The 25,100-nt window shown below is 70.9% G+C and carries 22 protein-coding genes; 18 read left to right on the top strand and 4 right to left on the bottom strand.

From position 1 onward, the window contains the following. The first annotated feature begins 149 nt into the window (after window positions 1–149). From RM1_RS17325 to RM1_RS17310, 4 genes are all read left to right on the top strand, one after another. Window positions 150–548 (top strand): DUF7144 family membrane protein, encoded by a 399-nt coding sequence (locus tag RM1_RS17325; RefSeq protein WP_072752981.1) that lies wholly within the window; start codon window positions 150–152, stop codon window positions 546–548. Between the two features lie 224 nt (window positions 549–772). After that, window positions 773–1,576 (top strand): polyphosphate kinase 2, encoded by an 804-nt coding sequence (gene ppk2, locus RM1_RS17320; RefSeq protein ID WP_425528695.1) that lies wholly within the window; start codon window positions 773–775, stop codon window positions 1,574–1,576. 32 nt (window positions 1,577–1,608) lie between these two features. Next, window positions 1,609–4,404 carry a cation-translocating P-type ATPase gene (locus RM1_RS17315; protein ID WP_072752979.1) on the top strand — a complete coding sequence of 932 codons (2,796 nt, stop codon included), beginning with the start codon at window positions 1,609–1,611 and terminating at the stop codon, window positions 4,402–4,404. 62 nt (window positions 4,405–4,466) lie between these two features. Further along, window positions 4,467–5,288 carry a class II glutamine amidotransferase gene (locus tag RM1_RS17310; RefSeq protein WP_072752978.1) on the top strand — a complete coding sequence of 274 codons (822 nt, stop codon included), beginning with the start codon at window positions 4,467–4,469 and terminating at the stop codon, window positions 5,286–5,288. Window positions 5,289–5,353: 65 nt separating this feature from the next. On the opposite strand, the gene RM1_RS17305 is transcribed toward RM1_RS17310, so the two are convergent. Next, window positions 5,354–7,843, bottom strand: a complete 2,490-nt coding sequence (locus RM1_RS17305) for an FtsX-like permease family protein (protein WP_072752977.1) — start codon at window positions 7,841–7,843, stop codon at window positions 5,354–5,356. A 4-nt stretch (window positions 7,844–7,847) separates the two neighbouring features. Further along, window positions 7,848–8,600: an ABC transporter ATP-binding protein gene (locus tag RM1_RS17300; RefSeq protein WP_092667815.1), complete on the bottom strand. Its 753-nt coding sequence runs from the start codon at window positions 8,598–8,600 to the stop codon at window positions 7,848–7,850. Between the two features lie 111 nt (window positions 8,601–8,711). Here RM1_RS17300 and RM1_RS17295 point away from each other — a divergent pair, with 111 nt between their 5' ends. The 3 genes from RM1_RS17295 to RM1_RS17285 all read left to right on the top strand — a co-directional run bounded on the left by RM1_RS17295 (window position 8,712) and on the right by RM1_RS17285 (window position 11,767). Then, complete coding sequence (locus tag RM1_RS17295; protein WP_072752976.1) at window positions 8,712–9,962, top strand: sensor histidine kinase; 1,251 nt, start codon at window positions 8,712–8,714, stop codon at window positions 9,960–9,962. After that, complete coding sequence (locus tag RM1_RS17290) at window positions 9,950–10,588, top strand: response regulator (RefSeq protein WP_027502323.1); 639 nt, start codon at window positions 9,950–9,952, stop codon at window positions 10,586–10,588. The genes RM1_RS17295 and RM1_RS17290 overlap by 13 nt, the downstream gene beginning before the upstream one ends. Before the next feature lie 75 nt (window positions 10,589–10,663). Continuing rightward, window positions 10,664–11,767 (top strand): serine hydrolase domain-containing protein, encoded by a 1,104-nt coding sequence (locus RM1_RS17285; RefSeq protein WP_072752975.1) that lies wholly within the window; start codon window positions 10,664–10,666, stop codon window positions 11,765–11,767. A 13-nt stretch (window positions 11,768–11,780) separates the two neighbouring features. Here RM1_RS17285 and RM1_RS17280 read toward each other — a convergent pair whose 3' ends face one another. Then, window positions 11,781–12,548: an IclR family transcriptional regulator gene (locus RM1_RS17280; RefSeq protein ID WP_072752974.1), complete on the bottom strand. Its 768-nt coding sequence runs from the start codon at window positions 12,546–12,548 to the stop codon at window positions 11,781–11,783. A gap of 249 nt (window positions 12,549–12,797) precedes the next feature. Here RM1_RS17280 and RM1_RS17275 point away from each other — a divergent pair, with 249 nt between their 5' ends. The 9 genes from RM1_RS17275 to RM1_RS17235 all read left to right on the top strand — a co-directional run bounded on the left by RM1_RS17275 (window position 12,798) and on the right by RM1_RS17235 (window position 21,170). Further along, a complete protein-coding gene (locus RM1_RS17275; RefSeq protein WP_072752973.1) occupies window positions 12,798–13,865 on the top strand; it encodes an NrtA/SsuA/CpmA family ABC transporter substrate-binding protein in 1,068 nt (355 codons plus the stop codon). A gap of 1 nt (window position 13,866) precedes the next feature. Next, window positions 13,867–14,730, top strand: coding sequence for an ABC transporter permease (locus tag RM1_RS17270; RefSeq protein WP_072752972.1), 864 nt, complete (start codon window positions 13,867–13,869; stop codon window positions 14,728–14,730). Then, a complete protein-coding gene (locus tag RM1_RS17265) occupies window positions 14,727–15,527 on the top strand; it encodes an ABC transporter ATP-binding protein (RefSeq protein ID WP_072752999.1) in 801 nt (266 codons plus the stop codon). Before RM1_RS17270 ends, RM1_RS17265 begins: the two co-directional genes overlap by 4 nt. A 9-nt stretch (window positions 15,528–15,536) precedes the next feature. Beyond that, the gene (locus RM1_RS17260) at window positions 15,537–16,583 is read left to right on the top strand and encodes an ABC transporter substrate-binding protein (RefSeq protein WP_072752971.1); all 1,047 of its coding nucleotides are present in this window, start codon (window positions 15,537–15,539) and stop codon (window positions 16,581–16,583) included. Further along, the gene (locus RM1_RS17255) at window positions 16,580–17,680 is read left to right on the top strand and encodes an LLM class flavin-dependent oxidoreductase (RefSeq protein WP_072752970.1); all 1,101 of its coding nucleotides are present in this window, start codon (window positions 16,580–16,582) and stop codon (window positions 17,678–17,680) included. Before RM1_RS17260 ends, RM1_RS17255 begins: the two co-directional genes overlap by 4 nt. After that, window positions 17,677–18,864: an LLM class flavin-dependent oxidoreductase gene (locus RM1_RS17250; protein ID WP_072752969.1), complete on the top strand. Its 1,188-nt coding sequence runs from the start codon at window positions 17,677–17,679 to the stop codon at window positions 18,862–18,864. The genes RM1_RS17255 and RM1_RS17250 overlap by 4 nt, the downstream gene beginning before the upstream one ends. A 28-nt stretch (window positions 18,865–18,892) precedes the next feature. Continuing rightward, window positions 18,893–19,600: a class II aldolase/adducin family protein gene (locus RM1_RS17245; RefSeq protein WP_072752968.1), complete on the top strand. Its 708-nt coding sequence runs from the start codon at window positions 18,893–18,895 to the stop codon at window positions 19,598–19,600. A 105-nt stretch (window positions 19,601–19,705) separates the two neighbouring features. Further along, window positions 19,706–20,653 (top strand): ABC transporter substrate-binding protein, encoded by a 948-nt coding sequence (locus RM1_RS17240; RefSeq protein ID WP_072752967.1) that lies wholly within the window; start codon window positions 19,706–19,708, stop codon window positions 20,651–20,653. 73 nt (window positions 20,654–20,726) lie between these two features. Beyond that, window positions 20,727–21,170 carry a MaoC/PaaZ C-terminal domain-containing protein gene (locus tag RM1_RS17235; RefSeq protein WP_072752966.1) on the top strand — a complete coding sequence of 148 codons (444 nt, stop codon included), beginning with the start codon at window positions 20,727–20,729 and terminating at the stop codon, window positions 21,168–21,170. Between the two features lie 8 nt (window positions 21,171–21,178). Here RM1_RS17235 and RM1_RS17230 read toward each other — a convergent pair whose 3' ends face one another. Beyond that, the gene (locus RM1_RS17230) at window positions 21,179–22,309 is read right to left on the bottom strand and encodes an epoxide hydrolase family protein (RefSeq protein WP_174562967.1); all 1,131 of its coding nucleotides are present in this window, start codon (window positions 22,307–22,309) and stop codon (window positions 21,179–21,181) included. An 82-nt stretch (window positions 22,310–22,391) separates the two neighbouring features. Between RM1_RS17230 and RM1_RS17225 the strand changes: the two genes are divergently transcribed. Both RM1_RS17225 and RM1_RS17220 read left to right on the top strand, forming a co-directional pair. Then, window positions 22,392–22,862 carry a MarR family winged helix-turn-helix transcriptional regulator gene (locus tag RM1_RS17225; protein ID WP_072752997.1) on the top strand — a complete coding sequence of 157 codons (471 nt, stop codon included), beginning with the start codon at window positions 22,392–22,394 and terminating at the stop codon, window positions 22,860–22,862. A gap of 188 nt (window positions 22,863–23,050) precedes the next feature. After that, window positions 23,051–25,093: a CocE/NonD family hydrolase gene (locus tag RM1_RS17220; protein ID WP_072752965.1), complete on the top strand. Its 2,043-nt coding sequence runs from the start codon at window positions 23,051–23,053 to the stop codon at window positions 25,091–25,093. The last annotated feature ends 7 nt before the right edge of the window (window positions 25,094–25,100 follow it).

Genomic DNA, 25,100 nt, shown 5'->3' with positions numbered 1-25,100 from the left:
CTCAAAAGGGACTCGAGACAGGCACGGATCCACACACCGGAGGCTGCCCAGGGCCGAGCGGGATTCGAACCTCGAATCCGCGATGAACGCGATGCAGGAAGCGGACAATGGGGACATAGCACCACTCGGTTGCGAGGAAGGGGACCGTCATGTCTGAGAAGTCGCCGGCCGAACAGGGCGTCGCGGCAGGCACGTCGATGGGGGCGGCCGTCATCCTGGTGACCGTTGGCATCATCCAGCTCATCCAGGGGATCGCGGCGGTGGCCGAGAACGAGGTCTTCATCGTCGGCGTGGAGTACACCTACAAGTTCGACCTCACCTCGTGGGGCTGGATCCACATCGTGCTCGGCGTCCTGGTCGGCGCGATCGGCGTCGCGCTGTTCACCGGGGCCGCCTGGGCACGGGTGGCGGCGATCGTGATCGCGGCGATCTCGATCATCGCCAACTTCATGTGGCTGCCCTACTACCCGTGGTGGTCGGTGCTGATCATCGCGCTCGACGTCGTGGTCATCTGGGCGGTATCGACCTGGAAGCCACAAGCAGTCTGACCCGGAACACAATGGAAAGCAGGATGATTCGGTGACAGGTCCGGCAGCAGGACCGCGCGCCTCGGTGTCGCGGTCCTGCTGTCGGCGAACCGGGTGAGGACCGGACCAGTACGCACGAGCGGACGGCCGAGGGAGAGCCGGTGGGCAAGTCCAAGCACACGAAGTCCAAGAAGCGATCCGAGCAGACCGAGCAGGCCGGGCGCCGGCCTGCCGAGGCCGGAGAGCTGATCGACTCGTCCGCCGCGGAACATGCCCCACCGATGACGAACAAGGAATACCGCCGCCATCTGAAGGTGCTCGACGCGGAACTGGTCGCGCTGCAGGAGTGGGTCAAGTCGACGGGGGCGAGGGTCTGCATCCTCTTCGAGGGCCGCGATACCGCCGGGAAGGGCGGGGTCATCAGGACGATCACCGAGCGCGTCAGCCCCCGGGTGTTCCGGGTGGTGGCCCTGCCCGCACCGACCGAGCGGGAGAAGTCGCAGATGTACTTCCAGCGGTACGTGCCGCATCTGCCCGCCGCCGGTGAGGTCGTCATCTTCGACCGCAGCTGGTACAACCGGGCAGGCGTCGAACGCGTCATGGGCTTCTGCACGGAGGACCAGGCTCAGAAGTTCCTCGAACTCATCCCGGCGGTCGAGCGGGTGATCGTCGAGTCGGGGGTCATCCTGCTCAAGTACTGGCTCGAGGTGAGCGAGGAGCAACAGACGCTGCGCCTGCAGAGTCGCATCGACGATCCGCGGAAGACCTGGAAGCTCTCCCCGCTGGATCTGAAGTCCTACACCCGCTGGTACGACTACTCACGGGCCCGTGACGAGATGTTCCGGTTCACCGATTCCGGCTTGGCGCCGTGGTTCGTCGCGCTCAACGACGACAAGAAGCGTGGGCGGCTCAACATCATCAGTCACCTGCTCAGCCAGATCCCGTACACGCCGCTCGAGCGTCCCGACGTCACCCTGCCGAAGCGGCAGAGCCCCGGCGACTATCGCGCGCCTGCGCTGGCGCTGCACTGGATTCCCACTCCTTACTGACGTTTCCGAGTACCAGGCGAGGAGCAGCGGTCATGGCCACAACGGAACCGACACCGGACCAGTTCCGCCAGCGCGCCACCGCCGAATCCGGAGAAAGATGGCACGCCGAGGACGCAGACACCGTCGTCGCGGCGCTCGGCACCGACCCACGATCGGGCCTGACGGAGACCGAGGTCGACGCGCGGCGGCGGCAATACGGGGCCAACGAGATCGCGGCCGAGCCCGCGCCCTCGACGTGGGCGATCGCACTGCTGCAGCTGACGGACCCGATGAACCTGATGCTGGTCGCGGTGGCGGTCGTCAGCGTGATCATCGGCGAGGTGCCGACCGCGATCGTGGTCGCGGCGCTCGTCCTGCTCAACATCGTGCTGGGCACGCAGCAGGAACTGAAGGCCCGCGCCAGCGTGGACGCGCTCGCGAAGATGCAGACGCCGCAGGCCCGGGTGGTCCGCGACGGGGCCCTGACCCAGCTCGACGCGACTGACCTGGTGCCGGGCGACATCGTCGCGCTCGAGTCGGGCGACATCGTCCCCGCGGACGGCCGACTGTTGCGGTCGGCCACCCTCGAGACCCAGGAGGCGGCGCTGACCGGCGAGAGCGCACCGATCGCCAAGGATCCCGGGACGCTCGACACCGCCGACGTCGCCCTCGGTGACCGCAGCAACATGGTGTTCCAGAACACCTCGGTCACCCGCGGCACCGCCACCATGGTGGTCACGGAGACCGGCATGCGCACCCAGATGGGTCTGATCGCATCGATGCTCTCGGCCGTCGCGCCGAGCAAGTCACCGCTCCAGCGCGAACTGGACTCGCTGACCAAGGTGCTCGGCACCATCGCCTGGGCCGCGGTGGCGATCATCGTCGTCATCGGTGCGATCCGCGGACAGGACATCACGACGCTCCTGCTGCTGGGCATCTCGATGGGGATCTCCGCGATTCCGACCGGTATGCCGACGTTCGTCCAGGCGATGCTGGCCTACGGGGCGCGCCAGCTCGCCGAGGCGAAGGCGATCGTGAAGAACCTCAACGATGTCGAGACCCTCGGCGCCACGAGCGCGATCAACTCCGACAAGACCGGCACGCTGACCATGAATCAGATGACGGTGCGCTCGCTGTACTTTCACGGTCGGTGGTTCGCGGTGGACGGCGAGGGCTACGGCAAGGCCGGGACGATCGCACACGTTGCGGGGGAGGCGGTTCCGGACTTCACCCTGCTCGCCTACGGGTTGTGCCTGGACAGCGACGCCACCGTCTCGGACACGGGGGAGGTCGTCGGCGATCCGACCGAGGCCGCGCTGGTGGTGCTCGCGGCCAAGATGGGCGTCGACGCCCCGCTGACCCGGCAGACCTATCCGCGTGTGGCCGAGGTGCCGTTCGATTCCGCGTACAAGTTCATGGCGACCTTCCATCACCTCCAGGCCCGCGGCGACACGCGATTCGTGGAGCTGGTCAAGGGTGGGCCCGACGTGGTCCTGGAGCGGTGCGCGACCGCGTTCGTCCCCGGCGGGGAGGCGGTGCCGTTGGCCGAGGTCCGGGACGAACTGACGGCCGCGAACCGTGCGATGTCGGAGAAGGGACTTCGTGTGCTGGCCTTCGCCACCCGGCTGCTCGACGGCCGGGAGGAGGCCGTGATCGCGGACCCGATGTCGTTCGTCGGGGACCTCACGTTCGTCGGCATGGTGGGGATCATCGACCCGCTTCGGCCGGAGGCGGTCGATGCCGTGCGCACCGCCAACGCGGCGGGCATCGACGTCCGCATGATCACCGGCGACCACGCGATCACCGCAGCCGCGATCGGCGCCGAACTGGGACTGGGGCCGGGCGCGATCGGCGGCGCCGAACTCCAGGCCATGACGGACGAGGAACTGGCGGCGGCCCTGCCGGGACTCCACGTCTTCGGCCGTGTCACGCCGCAGGACAAGCTGCGTCTGGCCGACATCATGCAGCAGGGCGGCGCAATCGTGGCGATGACCGGCGACGCCGTCAACGATGCCGCCGCGCTGAAGAAGGCCGACATCGGCGTGGCGATGGGCTCGGGCAGCGAGGTCACCAAACAGGCGGGCAAGATGGTGCTCACCGACGACAACTTCGGGACACTGATCACCGCGATCCGCTTGGGCCGCAGCATCTACGAGAAGATCGTGTCGTACATCCGCTACCAGATGTCCAAGCTGTTCTCACTGGTACTGCTCTTCCTCGTCGCGAGCATCTTCGACATCAACGAGGGGGTCGCGCTGACCCCGCTGATGGTGTTGTTCCAGCACTTCTTCATCACCCTGTTCCCGGTCGCGGTCATCATGCTCGACCCGGCCCCGCCGAACCTGATGAACAAGCCGCCCCGCGACCCGGGCCTGCCGATCGCCAACCGGGCCGCGTTCGCCCAGTGGCTGGCCTACGGCATCCTGCAGTTCGCCGTCACCCTTGCGGTGATGCTGCTCGCCCCCGGCGAGATGAGCACGACCGAGGGCAACGTGCCGATGACCATGGCGTTCGTCGTACTGTCCCTCGGGTCGATCCTGGCCGGCCTCGTCATGCGGCGCGATCCGGAGTCCGGGCTCACGGCACCGGTGCTCGGGGCGCTGAAGATCCTGTCCGTGCCCCTGGTCGTCACGGTGTTCGCCGTGGAACTCGGCTTCCTCCAGGACCTGCTCATGACGACGTCCCTGACGGGTGGGCAGTGGCTCGCCTGCATCGGTTGGGCACTGATCGTCCCGGTCGTGATCGAGACGGAGAAGGCGATCCGGCGCCGCAGGCGTCGACTCGCGGGGCCGCCCGAACCTATCACCGCCGCCCTCGCGGTAGCCCCGGGCCGGGCACGCGCCCGCTGACCCCGCGAATGACCGAGCACGACGGGCGGGGTTCGGTGTTCAATTGAGGTATGTGTAGGTGGATGGCCTACTCGGGAGAGCCGATCCTCGCGGAGGACCTGCTGTTCCGGCCTGAACACTCACTGATCGACCAGAGCCTGCACTCCCGGCTCGGCGCCACGACCACGAACGGCGACGGCTTCGGCATCGGCTGGTACGGCGAGGGCGCGGAACCGGCGGTGTTCAAGAGCATCGAACCGGCATGGAACGACTCGAATCTGCGCGAGATCGCAGGCCAGCTGCGCACTCCGCTGTTCTTCGCGCACGTCCGGGCGTCGACGGGGACCGCGGTGCAGCGCAGCAACTGCCATCCGTTTCGGCACGGGCGTTGGTTGTGGATGCACAACGGCGCCCTCCGCGGGTTCCACGAGACCCGGCGCGACCTGATGACCGCGATCGACCCCGCACTGTTCCCGGACCTCGAGGGGTCGACGGACTCCGAGACGCTGTTCTTCCTCGCCCTGACCTTCGGGCTCACCGACGACCCCTTCGACGCGGTCGCCAGGGCCGTCGGTCTCGTCGAGGACGTCGGCCGGGCCCACGGGGTCGACCATCCGGTCCAGATGACCGTCGCGACGACGGACGGCGAATCCACCTGGATCTTCCGCTACTCGACCGAGGGGCAATCGAGGTCGCTGTTCTTCTCGACCGAGATCTCCAGGCTGCGCGATCTCCACCCGGAGGTGCCCGTCCTGCACCAGCTGGGTGGGGAGACCCGGTTCGTGGTCTCCGAACCGTTGCGCGAGCTTCCCGGCGCGTGGAACGAGGTGATGGAATCCTCGGCCGGGGTGGTCAGGCCGGGACGGGACGAGCTCCGCGCCTTCCAGCCGATCCCACCGACCTGAGACATCACTCGTTGCCCCGGAGCCGCGCGCCCGGCACCGCAGGGCGGTGCCGGGCGCGACCGGTTCTACTCCCGGGACGAGATCGCCGCGACCGGGTCCGCGCGTAGCCTCGCCCGGGTCGGTATCGCGAGCGCGAGCAGTCCCAGTGTCACGGTGACCGCGATGATCGCCGCGTAGGTGACGGGGGAGACGGCGGGGATCGGCTGCCCGGAGACCCCGAGGCTGACCCCCACCAGCGGCGGCAGGGCGGTCAGCGTGCCGACCACCGACGCGATCGTCACCACCATCGCCGCCTCGGCCCGCATCATCGCGCGCACCTGCCTGCGGCTCGATCCGACCAGTCGCAGCAACGCGAACTCCCGTCCCCGCTCGGCCGTCACCATCACGAGGGTGTTCACCACCGCCACCGCCAGGTAGGCCAGCAGCACCGACAGCGCGATCAGGCTCGTCCAGGACTGCGCGCTGCGCTCGGATTCGCCTGCCGCGCCGAGCCCGTCGCGGTCGACGACGGCGTGGCCCGCCGCGGTCAGTGCGGCGCCGATCTCGGACCGCCTGCCGGGCTCGGCCCGCACCAGCACGCTGTCGTCCAGGCCGCTCGTGGTGTGGGCGCGCACGACCTCGTTCGCGAAGGTGACGTCGCCGAATCCGAGCCCGCGCCCGTAGGTCGCGACGACGGTGGGGCTGACCGCGGTGCCGTCGCCGAGGTAGAGCGTCACGGTCTCCCCGAGCCCGACGCCGAGCGTCTGGGCGGCGTCGCTGCTCAGCGCGACCGTGTCCGGTCCGGCCAGCGCGTCCATGCTGCCGGACTCGACCTCCAGATCCATCGTCGCGACGGTCGCGGCCGGGTCGACGCCCTGCGCCGCATACCGCTCGGTGGTGGTGGACTCGCCGTCGAAGCGCGGGGCGTAGACCTGGCTGCGGGCTATGGGATTCGCCGCCTCGACACCCGGCGTCCGGCCGATCGCGTCGACGACGGCGGGGGACAGCCCCGACCCGGTGCCGGTGACGAGGAAGTCCGCGGTGACGCCCTCCCTCGACTGGGTGGCCGCCTCCGCCGCGACGGTGCTCTGGACGAAGATCTGTACCGATCCGATCGCGATCGCCAGGGCGAGCGGGGTGATGGCCGCGGCGAGGCGGCGGGCGTTGCCGCGGGTGTTCGCGGCCGCCAGGAACAGGGCGGGCGATCCCGACCGGCGGAGCGGCCCGCCGAGCGCGGCCACCGCGCCGCTGACCAGTCGCGGCCCCAGCAGTCCCACCGAGATCATCAGCAGCACAGCGGCACCCCCTGCGCCTGCGAGCGCCGCCTGGCCCCCGATCACGGCGGGCAGCAGCGAGATCACCAGACCCGCCGCGCCGAGGACCAGTCCGGTGATCGTCCGTCCGCGGCCGAGGCGGGCCGGGGTGGCCGACGCCTCCGCCAGCGCGTCGACCGGGTTGATCCTGGCGGGCCGGCGCGCGGCCATGGCCGCGGCCGCCCTGGCGGTGATCAGACTCAGGGCCACGGCCGCGACGGCGGGCAGCGGGCCGAGGGCCAACGCGAAGTCGGCGGGCAGCAGTCCCGCTCCCGCGAAGCGAGACCGGAGGTAGCCGGCGAGGACGTAGCCGGGGACGGTGCCCGCGACCGCGGCGACGCCCGCGACCAGCATCACCTCACGCCCGACGAGCTGGTGGATCTGCCCCGGGGTCGCGCCGACCGCGCGGAGCAGTGCGAACTCGCGCCTGCGCTGCTGGATCGACAGTGACAGCGTGCCGGCCACCACGAACATGGCGATCATCACCGCCGTCCCGGCGAACGAGATGCCGATCATCACCAGTTCGGTCCGCGCGCCGCCCGCGTCGAGGAACTCGGCGTCGCCGCGGGCCCGTCCGGTGTAGGTCTCGACCTCGGGCAGCCGCTCGCGGATCCGCTCGGCCAGCGCGGTAGCCGTGACGCCGTCGGCCGCCGTGACCCCGATGGTGTCGATGGTGCCCGAACGCGGTGACAGCGAATGGACCTGGCCGTCGGACAGGAACACGTGCGCGGCCCGGTCCGGGGTCGGGCTCGCGCCCGCGACGCCGACCACGGTGTAGTCGTCGGCGATGCCGCCGTGCGCCAACGAGATCCGGTCGCCGACGCGGGCCTGCCCGGCGCCGTCCACCACGACCTCGCCTGCACCGTTCGGTGCCCGTCCCTCCCGGATCTCGTAGGGCGTCAGCGCGGCCGAGGCCCAGCCGTGCGCCTGCACCGGTCTGCCCGACCACGTGAGCGGAACGCTGAGGTCGGGAACGGCGCGTGCCACGCCGGGAATCGACTCCAGTTCGCCCACGATGTCGGCCGCCAGAGGCGCCCGCTCCGCGAACGGCTGGTCGATCTCCTCCTCGACGACGAGTGACTGCGTGCCGCCGACGATGACGTCGGCGCCGGCGTAGCGCTGCGGCTCGATCCCGCCGCGGATCCCGGACTCGATGAGCACGCCGAGACCGGTGACGAGCATCGCGGCGAACAACACCGCGACGAACATGCCGACGAACCCGCCGCGGTGCGCGCGAATATTCGCGCCTGCAAGCGATCTCATCGGGTCACCACTCCCCGAGATGGGTCATGTGGTCGGCGACCTGCTGGGCGCTCGGCCGGTCCAGGTGACCGACGAAGGCACCGTCGGCGAGGAACAGCACCCGGTCGGCGTACGAGGCGGCGATCGGATCGTGGGTGACCATCACCACGGTCTGCCCGAGCTCCTCGGCGGTACGGCGGAGCAGTTCGAGGACCTGGCGGCCGGTCCGTGAATCCAGTGCGCCGGTCGGCTCGTCGGCGAACACGGCATCGGGCCGGGTCACCAGGGCCCGCGCGATCGCGACCCGCTGTTGCTGGCCGCCGGACAGCTCCGAGGGCCTGCGCCCACGCAGATCCGCCAGGCCGACGGCGCCGGTCACGAAGTCGAGCCAGCCGGGGTCGGCGCCGCGACCGGCCAGCAGCAGCGGCAGGGTGATGTTCTGTTCCACCGACAGCGCGGGCAGCAGGTTGTAGGCCTGGAAGACGAAGCCGACGTGGTCGCGCCGGAACACGGTCAGCGCCCTGGGCTTGAGCCGGGAGATGTCGGTGTCGCCGAGCCAGACGGAGCCCGAGGTCGGCTGGTCGAGGCCGGCCGCGCAGTGCAGGAAGGTGCTCTTGCCGGAGCCCGACGGGCCCATGACGGCGGTGAAGGCCCCGCGGGGCAGGGCGAGGTCGATGCCCCGCAGCGCGGTCACCGCGGCGGGGCCGGACCCGTACCTCTTGGTGACCTGCTCGAGTCGGACGGCGGCGACGGGCGGGCTCAGAACCTGTGTGCTCATGGATGTCGACGCTATGGACGGCCGCGGCGGCGGACGATCCCGTGCGCTACCGAATCCATGGTGGGGCTGGCTATACCGACAGCGACCCTGGGGTGCGGCATGCTGGGGTGCATGGTGAGGACCGGGCGGCTGCGGAGCTGGTGGCATGCGCTGCGCTACCTGGCGGCGGAGGGTGTCGCGGGCATGGCGTCGATGGCGCTGCTGGTCGCCGGGCTGGTGCTGATGATCTTCCTGCTGTTCGGACCGGGCCTGCTGCTGGCGCCGAGGGCGGTGCGGCTGCTGCGCTGGTGGACCGGGCTGGCCCGGCGCCGGGCGGGGTGGTTCTCGGGCGAGGTGCTGCCCGAGCGATACCCGCCGATCCCGGCCGCCCCGACGTTCGAGGACCTGCGGCGACTGGCGACCGCGGCCTCGACCCGTCGGGACGCCGGCTGGCTCGCGGCGCACGCGCTGATCGCGCCCGTCGCGGGCCTGCTCGCGGTCGCGCTCCCCGCCGGTGCGGTCAATTCCCTGCTGATCCCGGCGTACTGGCAGTTGATGCCCGCCGACGAGCCGGTGACCAACATCTATCCGGTGACATCGTGGTGGGGGGCGGCGGCCATGCCGCTTGTCGGTGTCGCCTACGCCGCGCTGGCGCTGTGGCTGACCCCGCTGATGGCGCGCGGGGTGTGCGGATTGGCCGTGCGGCTGCTGGCGCCGACTCGGGAGTCGCGGCTGGTGGAGCGCGTCAGCGCTCTGACCGCGAGCCGCGCGGCCGCCCTCGACGCGCACGCCGCGGAGCTCCGCCGGATCGAACGGGACCTGCACGACGGCGCCCAGAACCGGCTCGTCGGGGTGGTGATGATGCTGGGTATCGCGGAACGGTCGCTGCGGACGAACCCGGAACAGGCCTTGCCGCAGCTGCTTCGGGCCCAGGACGCGGCCGCCGACGCGCTCGCGGGCCTGCGCACCATCGTGCACGACATCTACCCGCCGATCCTCGACGAGCTCGGGCTCGAGGGTGCGGTCTCGGCACTGGCGGGCCGGTGCGCGGTGCCGTGCGTGCTGGACGTGGGCGGGTTGCGCCGGGCGCCGGTCGCGTTGGAGTCGGCCGCGTACTTCGTGGTGGCCGAGGGACTGACCAATGTGGTCAAACACGGCGGCGCGGGCGGGGTGACCGTCCGCCTGTGCACGGCCCACCGGGATTCCGGCGAGGTGCTGCGGATCGCGATCACCGACGACGGGCACGGGGGAGCGGTCGAGCGGGCGGGCGGCGGGCTGAGCGGGATCCGGCGCCGGGCCGAGGCCTTCGAGGGGACGATGGAACTGGCCAGCCCCGAGGGCGGGCCGACGACGCTGAAGGTGGAGCTGCCGTGCGGATCGTGATCGCCGAGGACGATGCCCTCCTGCGGGAGGGTCTGGCGCTGTTGCTGCGCGGGGAGGGCTTCGAGGTCGTCGCCGCGGTGGACAACGCCGAGTCCTTCCTCGAGGTGCTCGATTCCGCGGACGCCGCGGTGCTCGACGTCCGGATGCCGCCGACCTTCACCAACGAGGGGCTCAAGGCGGCCGAGGAGGCGCGGCGGCGCAGGCCGGGGTTCCCGGTGCTGGTGCTCTCCGCATACGTGGAGGACCGGTACGCGGGTCGGCTGCTCGCCGAGGGCGCGAACGGGATGGGGTACCTGCTCAAGGAACGCGTCGGCCGGGTCGCCGAGTTCACCGACGCGCTGCGGCGGGTCGCCGCGGGCGGCACGGTGATGGACCCCGAGGTGATCTCCCAGCTGATGAGCCGCAGGCGGTCCGACGACCCGATCCGCTCGCTGACCCCACGCGAGTCCGAGGTGCTCGGCCTGATGGCCGAGGGCCTGGACAACGGCACCATCGCCGGCCGGCTGGTGGTCAGCGAGACCGCGGTGAGCAAGCACATCGGCAACATCTTCGCCAAGCTCGGGCTGTCCGCCTCCGACAGCGGGCATCGTCGGGTGTTGGCGGTGCTGGCGTACCTGCGCGGCTGAGGTGAGGGTGTGACGGCGGCGATATCAGGGTAAATCCGGATGCGCCGAACGGTTCTCGCGCCATAGGGTCGGGGCATGAAATCTGCTGCGGTCGCGGTCGGTATCTCGGTCCTCCTGCTAGCCGGATGCTCGGACACCTCGGATCCCGTGGTGGTCAACAGCTTTCCCAATCGTGCGGCCGTGCAGGCCGACCTGGACGAACTGGTCCGCTCGACCGTGGGCGGCGCGGTCGCGACCCTGTCCGTTCCCGGCGAGACGGTGGAGCTACGCAGCGGGGTGGGCGACCGGGTGACCGCCGAGCAGATCCCGGACGGCGCGCAGGTCCGGATCGGCAGCGTCACCAAGACATTCGTGGCGGCCATCGTGATGCAGCTGGTCGACGAGGGGAAGGTCGAGCTCGATGCCCCCATCGATCGCTACCTGCCCGGCGCGCTGGTCGGCGAGGGCGTCGACCCGGGGGCGATCACCGTCCGGCAGCTGCTGCAGCACACCAGCGGGCTGCCCGAGTACTCCGATGACCCGCGCATCACGCAGACCTATCTCGGCAGCGGCGAACGGTTCACCCGCCAGGATCTGCTCGCCATGGCGATGGCGCACCCCGCGCAGTTCCGTCCCGGTGAGCGGATGAAATACACCAACACCAACTACCTGGTGAACGGGATGCTGGTCGAGAAGGTCACCGGGAACACGGTCGAGGACGAGCTCGCGAGCCGGATCACCGGGCCGCTGGGGCTGACCGACACCTACCTGCCAGGGACGGGGGAGAAGCAGATCCGCGGACGGCACCCGTCCGGCTACGAGGCGGACGGGGACAACATCATCGAGATGACGGCGACCGAGCCGTCCGGTCCGTGGGCCGCGGGCGCGATGGTCTCGAGCGGGCCGGACCTGACCACGTTCCTGCGGGCACTGGTCGAGGGCCGGCTCACCTCGGAGGCGTCCTGGGCCGCGATGACCGACACCGTGCCGATGGATCAGCCCGGCATGTCCTACGGGCTGGGGCTGATGTCGGCGAAACTGTCGTGCGGCAAGGTCTTCTGGGGGCACTCCGGCGACATCCCGGGATTCCACACGCTCTCCGGCGCCACCGAGGACGGCCGGGCCGCGGCGATCACCGTCACCCAGGCGCCGCCGCAGGAGGTCGACACCCTCGCCCTGCTCAGCAACGCCCTCTGCTGAATTCGCCGCCGCGTCACTGCATGACGGCGGCGATCTCGCGGGCGGTGACCCTGGCCAGCTCGACGAAGAAGGGCACCCGTTCGGCGATCATCAGCTCGGTCGGCCCGCGCAGGCCAAGCGCGAATCGGGCGAGACCGTCGTCCCCGACGATCGGGACGCCGATCGTCCGGTACCCGGCGGCCAGCTCCTCGTCGTTGAAGGCATAGCCCCGCTCGCGGGTCAGGGCCAGCTCCTTGCCCAGCTCCAGTGGCCCGGGAACCGAACGCGCCGTACCCGTTTCGTACGGCAGCCGGCCCAGCTCGTCGTCGGTGACCTGGGACCACGCCAGCAGGGCCTTGCCGAGCGCGCTGGCGTGCAGCGGCAGCCGGACGCCCTGCAGCTGGTGGCCGTCGGCCTCCCGCCACCGGCTGGTGCCGAGCAGCACGGCGTCGTTGCCGTATCGCGTCGCGATCGAGGCGCTCGCGCCGGTGGTGGTGGCGAGCTGCTCGAGGTGCGGCTCGGCGAGGTAGATGCGGTGCTGCCGGTAGGCGATCTGGCCATACTCCGCGAGCGCGCCGCCGAGGCGGTACCGGCTCGACTCCGCGTCCTTGTCGAGGAAGCCCGCGTCGACGAGGGCGGTGAGCAGTCGGTGCGTGGTGCTGACCGCGAGCCCCTGGAGGCGGGCCACCTCGGACACCCCGAGCTCGTCGCCGCCGCGGAAGCAGCCGAGCACCGACAGGGCGCGGGCGACGGTCTGCACGGAGCCGGTCGCCGAGGGGTTGGGGTCTGAGGGGGTCTCCACGTCGCGACGCTAACACGAGCGACGGGGCCAAGAGCTTTCCGTTATTAGGAAAGCTGCCCCGACGGGGTCGAGCGGCGACGGTGGCCGGTGGCGAGTATTCGGCAGCAACACTGGTGTTCCGAGCGCGACCCGCAGGATCCCGTATCTGTCAACATTTCCAATCAACGGAAAACTATACCTATCCGGTGGGGTTTGGCTGGCCTAGTTTTCGGGGCGTAGATCGACCAGCCTCTCGAACAGGAGCCCCCGATGTCCCGCAACCGCCGACTTCCCCGAGCGCGTCTCGCGCTCGCGCTTCTCCCCGTCGTCGCCCTGGTTGCCGCCTGCGGGTCGGACTCCGAGGGCCCCGCGGACGCCGCCGGCTCCGCCGAGCCCACGTTCGTGCTCAAGGTGACCGACCCTGGCAACGCCGGACCGCTCGCGGTCGGCAAGCGGGACGGCTCGTTCGACGAGGCGCTGGCCCCGCTCGGCGCGAAGGTCGAGTGGGTCAAGGCGCCGCCCGCGTTCAGCGCGAACCTCAAGCTGTTCAACGCCGGTCAGCTCGATGTCTCCGGCGGTGCGTACAGCCCGGTGGTCGGCGCGCTCTCCAAGGACGTCGCGGTGCGGATCATCGCCGTCGCGGACCCGGTCGATCAGGACCAGAGCGGCATCATCGCGTCCCCGGGCTCGGGTGTGAAGGAGGTCAAGGATCTCGTCGGCAAGCGCATCGCGGTGAACCCCGCCGGCAAGGGCGAGTACATCACCCTGAAGGCGTTGCGCCGGGCCAACATCCCGTTCGACCAGGTCGAGCGGGTGCCGTTGCAGCCATCCGACGCGGCGTCGGCCTTCTCCACCGGCCAGGTGGACGCGTGGGCCTCGTTCAACGACCCCTACCAGGAGGCCAAGGCCCGCGACGGCGTGGTGGAGATCGCCACCGAGGCCAGCATCGATTCCAAGGACAACACGATCGTCGCGTTCCGCACCGCGGTGCTTGAGGAGCGCCCCGACGTCGCGGCCAAGTACCTCGAGACCCTGCAGGCGCTGACCGAGCGGCAGCGCAGCAACCCGGAGGACTACCAGAACGTCTTCGAGAAGGCGGGCCCGCGGGCGCTGTCCGGCGAGCGGCTCGAGCGGGCACTCGATCTCGGCCGCCGGGCCTCGGTCCCGCACTACCCGACCGCGGCCGACGAGGCGGACCTGCAGGAGGTCGCCGACCTGTTCTTCCAGAACGGGGTGACCACCCGCGCGCTCACCGCCAAGGACGTCTTCTATCCGCTGCAGTCCAAGGTGGACGCGACCGCCCAGGTCCAGTCGGCCCCGACGAAGTCGGGGAACTGACATGGCGCTGCTGACCCCGCCGAGGACGCGGGAGGAACGCGGCGGCGGGCCCACCACACTGGAACTCGAGGAGCCGCGGTACCGCGCCGGCCGCACCCGGCCCGCCTGGGTGTCGATCCCGCTGCGCTTCCTGGTGCCCGCGCTGATCGTCGCGGCCTGGTGGATCGGCTCGGCCACCGGTGCGATCCCCGAGGAGATCCTCGCCGGACCGCCCGCGGTGTGGAGCGCCTTCACCGAGCTCTACCAGACCGGGCAGCTGGTCGACTTCTCCATCGCCTCCTTCAAACGGGCCGCGGTCGGCGTGTTCTTCGGCGTCGTGATCGGCCTGGCGCTCGGGGTGCTCTCCGGACTGTCCAGCCTGGGTGAGGAACTCATCGACTCCACGATGCAGATCAACCGGGCCATCCCGTTCCTGGCGTTGGTGCCGCTGTTCATCGCCTGGTTCGGCATCGACGAGACCTTCAAGGTGCTGCTCATCGCGGTCGCCACCGTCGGCCCGATGTACGCCTACACCTACCTCGGTGTCCGCAACGTGGATCGCAAGATGGTCGAGGCCGCCCAGAGCTTCGGCCTGCGGGGATGGCGGCTGGTGTTCGGCGCGATCCTGCCCGCCGCGCTGCCGGGGGTGCTGATGGCGCTGCGAATCTGCCTGTCCATCAGCATCACCGGACTCATCGCCGCCGAACAGGTCGGCACCAGGGAGGGCATCGGCTACCTGGTGACGCTGGCGCAGGAGTACAACCGCACCGACTACATGGTGCTGTGCGTGGTGCTCTACGCGGTGCTGGGCCTGATCTTCGACGGCATCGTCCGGGTCATCGAGAAGTTCGCGATGCCTTGGCGGGGACAGGTGGCGGTCCGATGAGCGCTCAGGACACCGCGTTGCCGCCGCTGGCGGTCCGGGAACGCACCGCGACTGCGGCCCGCGACCGGCGTGCGGGTGAGCCCGTCGCGGTCTCGCTGCGGGGCCTGACCAAGGCCTTCGGCGACAAGACCGTGCTCGACGGCGTCGACCTGGAGATCCACCGCGGCGAGTTCGTGGTGCTGCTCGGGCCGAGCGGCACCGGCAAGACGACCCTGCTGCGGCTGCTCACCGGACTCGAAAGGCCGGACGCCGGAAAGATTCTGGTGCCCGGTCAGCGCACCACCGTCTACCAGGAGCCGCGGCTGATCCCGTCCAAGCGGGTGCTGGCCAACGTCACCGTCGGGCAGCGCCGGACCGCACAGAACCGGGAGCGCGCCGCCCGCTCGCTGGCCGAGGTGAACCTGGAGAGCAAGGCACGGCAGTGGCCGGCGACGCTGTCCGGCGGTGAGGCCCAGCGCGTCGCGCTGGCCAGGGCGCTGGTCCGGGAGCCGGAGCTGCTGCTGCTCGACGAGCCGTTCGCCGCGCTCGACGCCCTGACCCGGCTGCAGATGCAGGACCTGGTCGGCGACCTGGTGGCCCGGCACCGGCCCGCGGTGCTGCTGGTCACGCACGACGTCGACGAGGCCGTGCGGCTGGCCGACCGGGTGCTGATCCTCAACGAGGGCCGGTTCGCGGTGGACGTCGACATCGACCTCGCCCGGCCCCGCGACCGCACCGACCCCGAGTCCCTCCGCTACCGCGCCGCCTTCCTCACCGAGCTCGGCGTCGGTCGCACCGCTTCCCCCACAACCACTTAGGAGTCCGAGATGACCGCAGCAGTCGACACCACCCTCGACACCCTCTGGTACACCCGCTGCCCCGTGCCCACCGCGAGCGGCCTCGCGCACAGCCTCGGCTGGCTGGGGGAGACCGCGGCCGAGGCGGGCGTGAGCCTCGGTGTCCTGCAGGACGCAGGCCCGGAGCTGGCCGTCCGTCACTTCGACCACCAGCTGCTCGGCCTGGTCCGCGAGGGCGGCAACGTGCCCGCGATCGCGGCCCGCGCGCAGGGCTCGCCGACCCGGCTGATCGGGCTGACCTGGATCGACGAATCGCAGGCCATCCTCGTGGGACCGGACTCCACGGTCGCGGGCGCCGCCGACCTGGCCGGCCTGCGGATCGGCGTCCCGGCCTGGGCGCAGGACCAGGCGCGCAGCTTCCCGCGCGCGATGGCCCTGCACGGCTTCGCGAACGCGCTGCGCCTGGCAGGCCTCACCCTCGCCGATGTCTCCGCAGTCGAGGTGGAGGTGGAGCGGAACCCGCAGGTGCGCAGCGCCGTTCGGGACCAGCAGCGCACCACGACATGGGGCGTCGACGAGCTGCTGCGCGGCGAGGTGGATGCCATCTACGTCAAGGGCGCCCGCGCCAAGGAGGTGGCCCGCGAGCACGGACTGCGGGTCGCGGTGGACCTCGACGCCACCGAGGTGAAGCGGCTGCGCGTCAACAACGGCACCCCGCGCCCCATCACCGTGCACGCCGACCTGCTCGAGTCCCGGCCCGATCTGGTGGTCGGCTTCCTCGCCCAGAGCCTGCGCGCCGCGGACTGGGCGGCCGGCAACCTGGACCGCGTCCGCGAGGTGCTCGCCCGCGAAACCCTCTCCGGCCCGGACGGAGTCGTCGCCGCGTACAAGGAGGGCTTCCACCTGGACCTGCACCCCTCGCTCTCCGACGAACGCGTCGAGCTGATCGGGATCCAGAAGCAGTTCCTCTACACCCACGGCTTCCTGGCCGCCGACTTCGACCTCGAATCCTGGGTGGCCCGTGAACCCCTGCAGCAGGCCCTCGAGCTGCTGGCCGCCGAAAAGGTGCCGTCATGACCGAGTTCCTGTGGCGGCTGCCCTCGCGAGGGGACGGCAGGCACGCGACGCCGGGCTCGCGGAACCGCGGCGGGTTCGGCGGACCCCAGGTGCCCACCGTGGCGACGGACCTGCGTCCCGGCAACTTCGGGCCCTTCGACGACCTCGCCCAGGTGGTGCTCGCGGCCGAACTGTCCGGGCTCGACGGGGTGCTCGCGCCCTACGACCCGCTCGGCGAGGAGTCGTGGATCGTCGGCGGCGCCGCGCTGCGCGACACCAGGCACTCCCGGGTGATCGTCGAGTTCCACCCCTCCTTCGGCACCCCGGTGTACGCGGCGAAGGTGTCCGCGACGCTGCAGCGGCTCTCCGGAGGCCGGCTGTCCTGGCGATTGCAGGTGGAGACCGATGAGGCCGACGCCCGCGCCCGCGGGGACCGGGTCACCGGCGTGGACCGGTACACCAGGGCGGCGGAGTTCCTCACCGTCGCGCGCGGGGTCTGGAACGAGACCCCGGTCGCCGGAGCCGGGTTCAGCGGCACCGGGTTCGACCTCGACGGCGAGTACTTCGACGTCATCGACGGCGGGTTCCGCGGCATCCTGTCCGGGCTGCCGTTCCCGACGGTGTACCTGTCCGGGGAGTCGGAGCAGGCGCTGGAGCTGTCCGCGCGGCACGGCGACGTGCACCTGTTCGTCGAGACCGTCGACGGGGTCGCGGCGTCGGTGGCCGAGCTGCGGCGCCGGTCGCGGGTTCAGGGCCGCACGGTGCGCGCCGGTCTGGAGCTGCCGATCATCGCCCGTGAGACCGAGGACGAGGCCTGGGCGCGGGCCGAGCGGCAGTGGCACGAGATCCACGACGACGGCGTCGGCGCGCGTTCGCTCGACCTCGGCGGAGGGCGCTGGGCCGGTTTCACCGAGATCGGCTACGAGCAGCCGATCGGTCTGGTCGGTAGCTACGAGCAGGTGGCGCAGCGACTCTCGGAGTACGTCGACGCCGGCGTCGACAGCATCGTGCTGGACGGGCGCCCGCACATCGAGGAACTGCACCGCACCGGCGAACACCTGCTGCACCTGGTCGACCCGGCCGGGCGCACCCTGGCTGGTCAGGAGGCCACCGCATGAGCATCGACTTCTACTGGCGCATCGGGATGGAGGGCGACCACGCGTCGCTGCGCACCCCCCGCCGCTACAACCGCGGGGAGGCGAACGGGCACGGTCCCGGCAACATCGCGCCCGCGATCCGCGGCGGCGAACTCGACGGCTACGGCTATATCGACCACATGGCGGCGGTGGCCAAGGCGTCGGAGTCGGCCGGGTTCCTCGGCGGGCTGCTGCCCTCGTTCCCGGTCACCGAGGACCCGTGGGCGGTGGCGGCGGCGCTGGCCCGCGAGACCACCACCTACCGGTTCATGGTCGCCTTCCAGCCCGGGTTCCTGCATCCGGTGCAGGCCGCGCGGATGTCGGCGAGCCTGCAGCGGGCCACCGGCGGCCGGCTGGTCTACAACATCATCAGCGGCGGCGGGGGACCGGCGCAGCTGTGGTGGGGCGACAAGGTGAACCACGACGACCGCTACGCGCGCACCAGCGAGTTCCTCGACGTCCTGCGCGGGGTGTGGGACGGCGAGCCCTACGACCACGACGGCCGGTTCTTCCGGACCGCGGGGGCCGCCCTGCCGCCCGGGCTCGCCGGGCAGCCGTTCCCTGAGGTCTACTTCTCCGGTTCCTCGGCCGCCGCGGTCGGCGCCGCCGGGCTGCACAGCGACTACTACCTGTCCTGGCTCGAGCCGTTCGGCGACCTGCGGGCCAAGTTCGACGGCGTCCGCACGCACGCCGAGAAGCTGGGCCGCACACCGAAGTTCGCGGTCCGGATCGACGTCGTCGCCCGGCACACCGAGGAGGCCGCCTGGGCCGAGGTGGAGAAGGGCTGGGCGTTCGTCGACCGCGACGCCGCCAACCGCGCCGCCCAGGGCGACTCGGTCGGCGCGGCCAGGATCAAGGGCTGGGTGCCCGAGACCATCACCGGCTACCGCGATCTCGAGGTGCAACCGAACGTCTGGGCCGGGTTCAGCCTGATCCGCGGCGGTCCCGCGTTCGGCCTGGTCGGCAGCTACGAGCAGGTCGCGCAGCGGCTCGACGAGCTGCGCGAGCTCGGCGTCGACGCGTTCATCCTCGCGGGCAACCCGCACCTCGAGGAGGCCTACCGCGTCGGCGAGGAGGTCCTCCCGCTGCTCCAGGCGACTCCGCCGCCCGTGAGTCCTTTTGGTCCCCCTGCGGGCCAGAAGGACTCACGGCTCCTCGTTCCCTAGCCCACATTCGAATTACAGGAGAGAAACCATGACCACCACCGAATCCCGCGTCTCCGAGACCGTCGCCGCGTTCGTCGAGGGCGCCACCCGCGATGCGGAGAAGGCATTCCGCGTCTTCCGCGAGACCGGCACCGTCTCCGCCAACGGCACCGTCAACTTCGTCGAGCGGGTGCCAGGCGAGGAGATCGCCGTCGCCCTCAACGAGCCGGGGCCCTGGGCCGACGACCGCACCATCGAGCCCGTCGTCGCGACCTTCGACGGCGAGGTGCTCTCCGGCCGCGGCTCCGCCGGCTTCGTCACCGGCTACGCCAAGGTGTTCCGCGAGCACCAGGAGATCACCTCGATCGTGCACGTGCACACCCCGTGGCTGGGCGGCTTCGCGCAGACCCACCAGCCGCTGCCGATCCGGTACGCGGCCTCGCAGCGGCTGACGTTGTCGCGGTCCATCCCGCCGCACATCGACCGCAGCATCGGCGCGGGCGACTTCATCCTCGGCGAGCTGGTCCGCGACCCCGACCTGGTCGCGATCTTCGAGGCCAACGGCGGCGTCAACGTGATCGGCCGCGACGGCCTGCTCGAGCTGGCCAAGTTCGTGGTGCTGCTCGAGGAGGGCGCCCAGTACCAGGCCATCGGCGAGTCCGTCGGCGGCACTGTCGAATTCGACAAGACCAACCTCGTCGCCCAGTGGTCCCGCAGCGGCCTGGTCGACGAGGCCCGCCGCCGCGGACTCGTCTAGGCGGCTCCGCCGCCCGTGCGCGGTTGACGAGTCCCCACACTCGTCAACCGCGCACGGGCGCGAAGCGCCTCACCCACCCCCCATTCTTTCGAGGAGAGATTTCCCATGACCGTTCGCGTCGGCTACTTCCCGCACAACAACTCCCTGTTCGTCCTGCGACACCGCGGCATCCTCGAGCGGACGCTGCCCGACGTGGAATGGGTTGACCTGCGCGCCCTTCCGGAGGCCGAGGCGGTGGACCCCAAGACCGGGCTGCCGAGCCTGCACTCGGACTGGCTGTTCACCGAGGGCGGCTACGACGTCATCGGCACCGGCTTCACCCCGCCGCTGACGGCGCTCGCGAAGGGCCGCGACGTGGTCTACATCGGCATCTCCGGCCCCCGGGTGGAGAACGGCCGCCTGGTCGCGCTCGCGGAGTCCGGCATCGAGACCGCGGCGGACCTGAGGGGCAAGCGGGTGGGGATCGCGCACGGATCCTGGCAGACCACACTGCTCCTGTTCGCGCTGGAGCAGGCCGGGCTCACCTGGGCCGACATCGAACCGGTCGACACCGGCGTGAACGACGGCGCCGACGCGCTGCTGCGCGGGGATCTGAACGCGTGGGTCGGGGCCTACCCGGGCCTCGAGGCGCTCGAGACGTCGCACCGGTTGCGGACCCTCGTGGACACCGAATCGCTGTTCAGCCATCCGTCGCTCTGGTTCACCCGCCGGGACTTCGCGGAGGACAACCGCGAGGCGCTCGAGGCCGTCATCGCGGCCCTGCAGGAGTCCGACGCGTGGATCGAGGCGAACCCGCGCGAGGCCGCGCAGTACTTCGTCGACGACGCCCTCGCCCGCGGCGATCGGGCCGACCTGGACCGCTGGGAGCGCGCGCTGCGCGGGCGCCCGTTCGGCCTGCACCGGGTCAGCGAGGCGTTCCTCGACGAGCAGCAGCGTGCCGGAAACCTGCTGGCCGCCAACGGCCTGCTGCCGAGCCCGGTCGACGTGCGCGCCGCCGTGGTGCCGTGGATCGGCGACGCCGTGGAGGCCACCCGGCCCGGCGTTCGCGTCTGACGCGACGACTTCGATCGCGGCGCGCCCGCGCCGATCTGCCCGGCTCGGGGCGGTGTCCTGGCACGATGGACCCATGGACGAGGTGAAGTACGCCGAGGACCTGATGGTCGGCGACGTCATCGATCTGGGCTCGCACACCGTCGGCGAGGCCGAGATGGTGGACTTCTCGACCGTGTGGGATCCGCAGGATTCCCATCTCGACGCGGAGGCGGCCGCGCACGGGTACTTCGGCGGACTCATCGCCAGCGGTGTGCACACCATCGCCGTCTACCAACGGCTCGCGGTGCTCGGCGCCTATCGGCACTGGAGCGTGATCGGTGCGCGCGGGCTGCGGGACGTCCGGTTCCTGCGTCCCGTGCGCCCCGGTGATGTGCTGACCGGACTGATGGTGATCGACGGGGTCGAGCTGGACGACCGCGGCCGCGGGCTGGTGACCACGACCGGACAGCTGGCGGACGCGCAGGGCCGGGACGTCTTCAGCCTGCTCACCGAGGTGTACCTGCACCGCAGGCCCTGACGCCGCCGCTACCCGCGACGGCCCCGGAAGAACGCCCGCACGTCGCCGACCAGCAGGTCCGGGACCTCCAGCGCCGCGAAGTGCCCGCCCTCGTCGAACTCGCTCCAGTGCACGAGCGTCGGGTGTGCCTTCTCCGAGATACTGCGGACCGGCCGGACGATGTCGTGCGCGAACACCGCCATCCCGAGAGGTGCGACGCCGGTCGGCCCGCCGCTGCGCGGTCCGCCCGACTCGAACGTCAGCCGCGCCGAGGATCCGGCGGTGCCGAAGAACCAGTGCAGTGACACGTTGGTCAGCAACGTGTCGTCCGGCAGCGGGTGCGCCGGGTCGGTCCACTCCCTGACCTTGTCGGCGACCCAGGCCAGCTGGCCGGTCGGTGAGTCGGTCAGGGAGTAGGCGATGGTCTGCGGGCGGGTGGCCTGCATTCGCATGTAGCCGGGCGTGTTGGCGAGGAAGTCCCGGATGACCTCGACCCGCGCGGCATCGTCGTTGGAGAGCCCCTCGGTCGGGACCGGTCCGTGCGGCAGGTAGTTGACGTGCACGCCGATCACGTTCTCGGGCGCCACGACCGCGAGCAGCCGGGAGACGCCCGAGCCCCAGTCGCCGCCCTGCGCGCCGTACCGCTCGTAGCCCAGCCGGTCCATGAGTTCCGCGAAGGCGCGGGCGACGCGGGCGGTGTCCCAGCCGCGGTCGCGGGTCGGGCCGGACGGACCGAAGCCGGGGATCGATGGGATCACCAGGTGGAAGGCGTCCGCGGGATCGCCGCCGTGCGCGCGCGGGTCGGACAGCGGGCCGATGATGTCGAGGAACTCGATGAACGAGCCGGGCCAGCCATGGGTGAGGATCAGCGGCGTCGCGTCGGGTTCGGGGGAGCGCACGTGCAGGAAATGCACGGTGGCGCCGTCGATTTCGGTGACGAACTGTGGGTGGCGGTTGAGGACGGCCTCGTGTGCGCGCCAGTCGTATCCGTCGCGCCAGTACTCGGCCAGCTCCCGCATCCGGCCGAGCGGGATGCCGTAGTCCCAGCCGGCGTCGTCGAGCTCGTCGGGCCAGCGGGTGCGGGCCAGCCGGTCGCGCAGGTCGTCGAGTGCGGACTGGGGGATGTCGATCCGGTACGGGCTGATGGTCGTGTCGGGCATCGGAGCCTCCTGCATTGATTGTTGGTGGCGCCAACGATAACAGAACTTGTTGGTGGCGCCAACGGTTATTAGGATGGTGCGCATGGAGTCCACCGATGACGGCCCGCCGGACGCGCTGCGTCGATCGCCGACCTGGCTGATGGGGCAGGCGGGTATCCACGCCCAGCGCCTGCTCAACGAGCGGATGGCGGAGGCCGGGGCGCACCGGTGGCACTACTCGGTGCTGTCCGCGCTCGCCGATTGCGGTCCGCTCAGCCAGGCGTCGCTCGGTCGCCACTGTCGCCTCGATCGCAGCGATATCGCCGCCGTGGTCGGCGAACTCGAGGGCGGCGGCCACCTCGTGCGCGAGCCGGACCCGCTCGACCGGCGTCGCAATGTCGTCACGATCACCGCCGAGGGGGATCGGCGCCTGCGGCGACTGGGGGCACTCGCGGTCGAGGCCCAGGAGGACCTGCTCGCGCCGCTCGATGCGGGGGAGCGCGCGCGGCTGATCGCAACCGTCGAGCGACTGGTCGAGCATCAGGCCGCGCGACAGGGGTCCGGCTGGGCGTAGTCCGGGCGCGAATTGCCTTCTCGCACAACGCTGATACGGGCTTCCCCCAGTGGCGAATCGAGGTTAACTTCAGTATTGACGGCGGGTGTATGGGTGGTTACTATCCAGTAAGTTTGTGACGGCGGCCACCCGGCGATCGAGCGTCACCGGAGAATCCATGGGGGGTTCGAGTAGCGATGCGCACACGGATGACTCGACGAGGGTCGCTGTCGCGGACCGGAACGCTGGCCCTGGCAGGAACCCTGGCGATCGGCCTCGCGGTCGCGCCGGGCGGCGCCGCGTCCGCCGACCCGAGCGGGGGAGCGGACGGCGAGAAGTGGTTGGCCACCGCCGACGCCCCTCCGGAGTACCCGGTCGTCGCGATCGACTGGGACGTGCCGATCACGATGAGCGACGGAACCGTGCTCAAGGGCAACGTCTATCGGCCCGCGGACGCCTCGGGCAAGCCGGTCGACACCAAGATGCCGTCGATCCTCAACGTGACGCCCTACACCAAGCTGGTCAGCAACATGGTCGACTCGATGATGGCCGTGCCAGGGCTCGAGGACACGCTCGTCGATCTGGTCAACTCCTACGACCTCGCCGGCACCCCGCTGGACGGCGTCGGCGAGACCGCGAAGGTGCTCACCGGCGGCGGGATGCGCGTGTTCGCCGTGAACCGGGACCTCATCCGCAGCGGCTACACGCAGGTGGTCGTCGACACCCGCGGCACCGGATTCTCCCAGGGGCAGTGGCAGACGCTCGGCCCGCGTGAGCAGCAGGATTCCGTCGAGATCATCGACTGGGTGAGCAAGCAGCCGTGGTCGAACGGCAAGGTCGGCATGGCGGGCGTGTCCTATTCCGGGATCAACTCCCTGCAGGCCGCCGGGTACCGCCCGCCCGCGCTGAAGGCGATCTTCCCGACCGAACCGGGCAACGACCTGATCCGCGACATCGTCGGCACCGGAGGCGGACTCGGCGTCGGCTTCATGCCGGTGTGGCTCGCGCTCGTCAACGGGACCAAGCTCATCCCCGACGTGCAGTCCCTCGTACAGGAGCGGTTCGACCAGCAGTGGCTGCAGGACCGGCTGCGCGACCCGCTCACCCTGATCGCCGAACTGGGCGAGGTGATGACCGTCCCGACCGTGAACGATCTCGATCCCACCACGCTGCGCGTCGCGCAGGACGGCAGCTTCTATCAGGAGCGAAAGGCCAACGTGGAGAACATCGCCGTGCCTACCATGCTCTACGGCGCCTGGCACGACATCTTCGCCAACAGCGAGCCCCGCGTCTACAACGCGATCCCGCTCCCGGCCGGTCAGAAGCAGCTGATCATGAGCGACAACTACCACGTCACCTTCGGCGGCGGATTCGGTGAGGCGGGCGCGCCGCCGCGGCTCGACGTCCTGGAGCGGGCCTGGTTCGACAAGTGGCTCAAGGGAATCGACAACGGCATCGACCGCTACGGCCCGGTCACGCTGTACCAGCAGGGCAACGGCTGGACGACGACCGACCAGTTCCCCCGCGCGGGTGTCGAGTACCAGCGGATGTACCTGTCGGACGCGCCGAGCGGGACCGCGGGCCACGCGGCGCGCGACGGCAGCCTCGTCGCGGGCACGCCGCAGAGCTCGGCGCGGCTCACGGCGGCCCCGGGGCTGCGCGGGTTCTGCTCCCGCGACGGCGCGCAGGGCACCGCGGGCATGACCGTGATCCTGGGCTCGGTGTGCAGCAAGGACTCCCGGATCCAGGAGGCCGAGGGGCTCGCGTTCACCAGCGCCCCGGTCGCGGAGCCGACCGAGCTGTCCGGTCCGGTGAACCTGCACCTGGAGACCGTTCTCGACGCGCTCGACGGCTTCTGGGCGGTCACCCTCAACGACGTCGCGCCCGACGGCACCTCGACCACGCTCACCAACGGGGCGCTGACCGCGTCGCTGCGCGAGGTGGACGAGGCGCTGAGCCAGCGGTCGGCGAACGGCGACTACACTGAACCGCACCACAAGCTGACGGTGTCCGCGCGCAAGCCCGTCATCCCGGGCCAGGTGACGCCCGTCGACATCAACCTGGTGCCCACCGACGCGCTGCTGAAGCCGGGGCACCGGCTGCGGGTGGATGTCTACGCCGCCAGCGTTCCCCGGTACCTGCCGCTCGGCCCGATGATGGCCGACGGTCAGAACCGGCCGCAGCACGTCCAGCTGTCGCCGGACCGCCCGAGCTTCCTGAACCTGCCGCTGGTCGGGGCGAAGGCCTGGTAGCGGGCGA

This window comes from Rhodococcus maanshanensis NBRC 100610 (genome assembly GCF_001894865.1).
Classification (GTDB): Bacteria; Actinomycetota; Actinomycetes; order Mycobacteriales; family Mycobacteriaceae; genus Rhodococcus_G; species Rhodococcus_G maanshanensis.
This window is presented reverse-complemented; position numbering and strand designations above follow the sequence as displayed.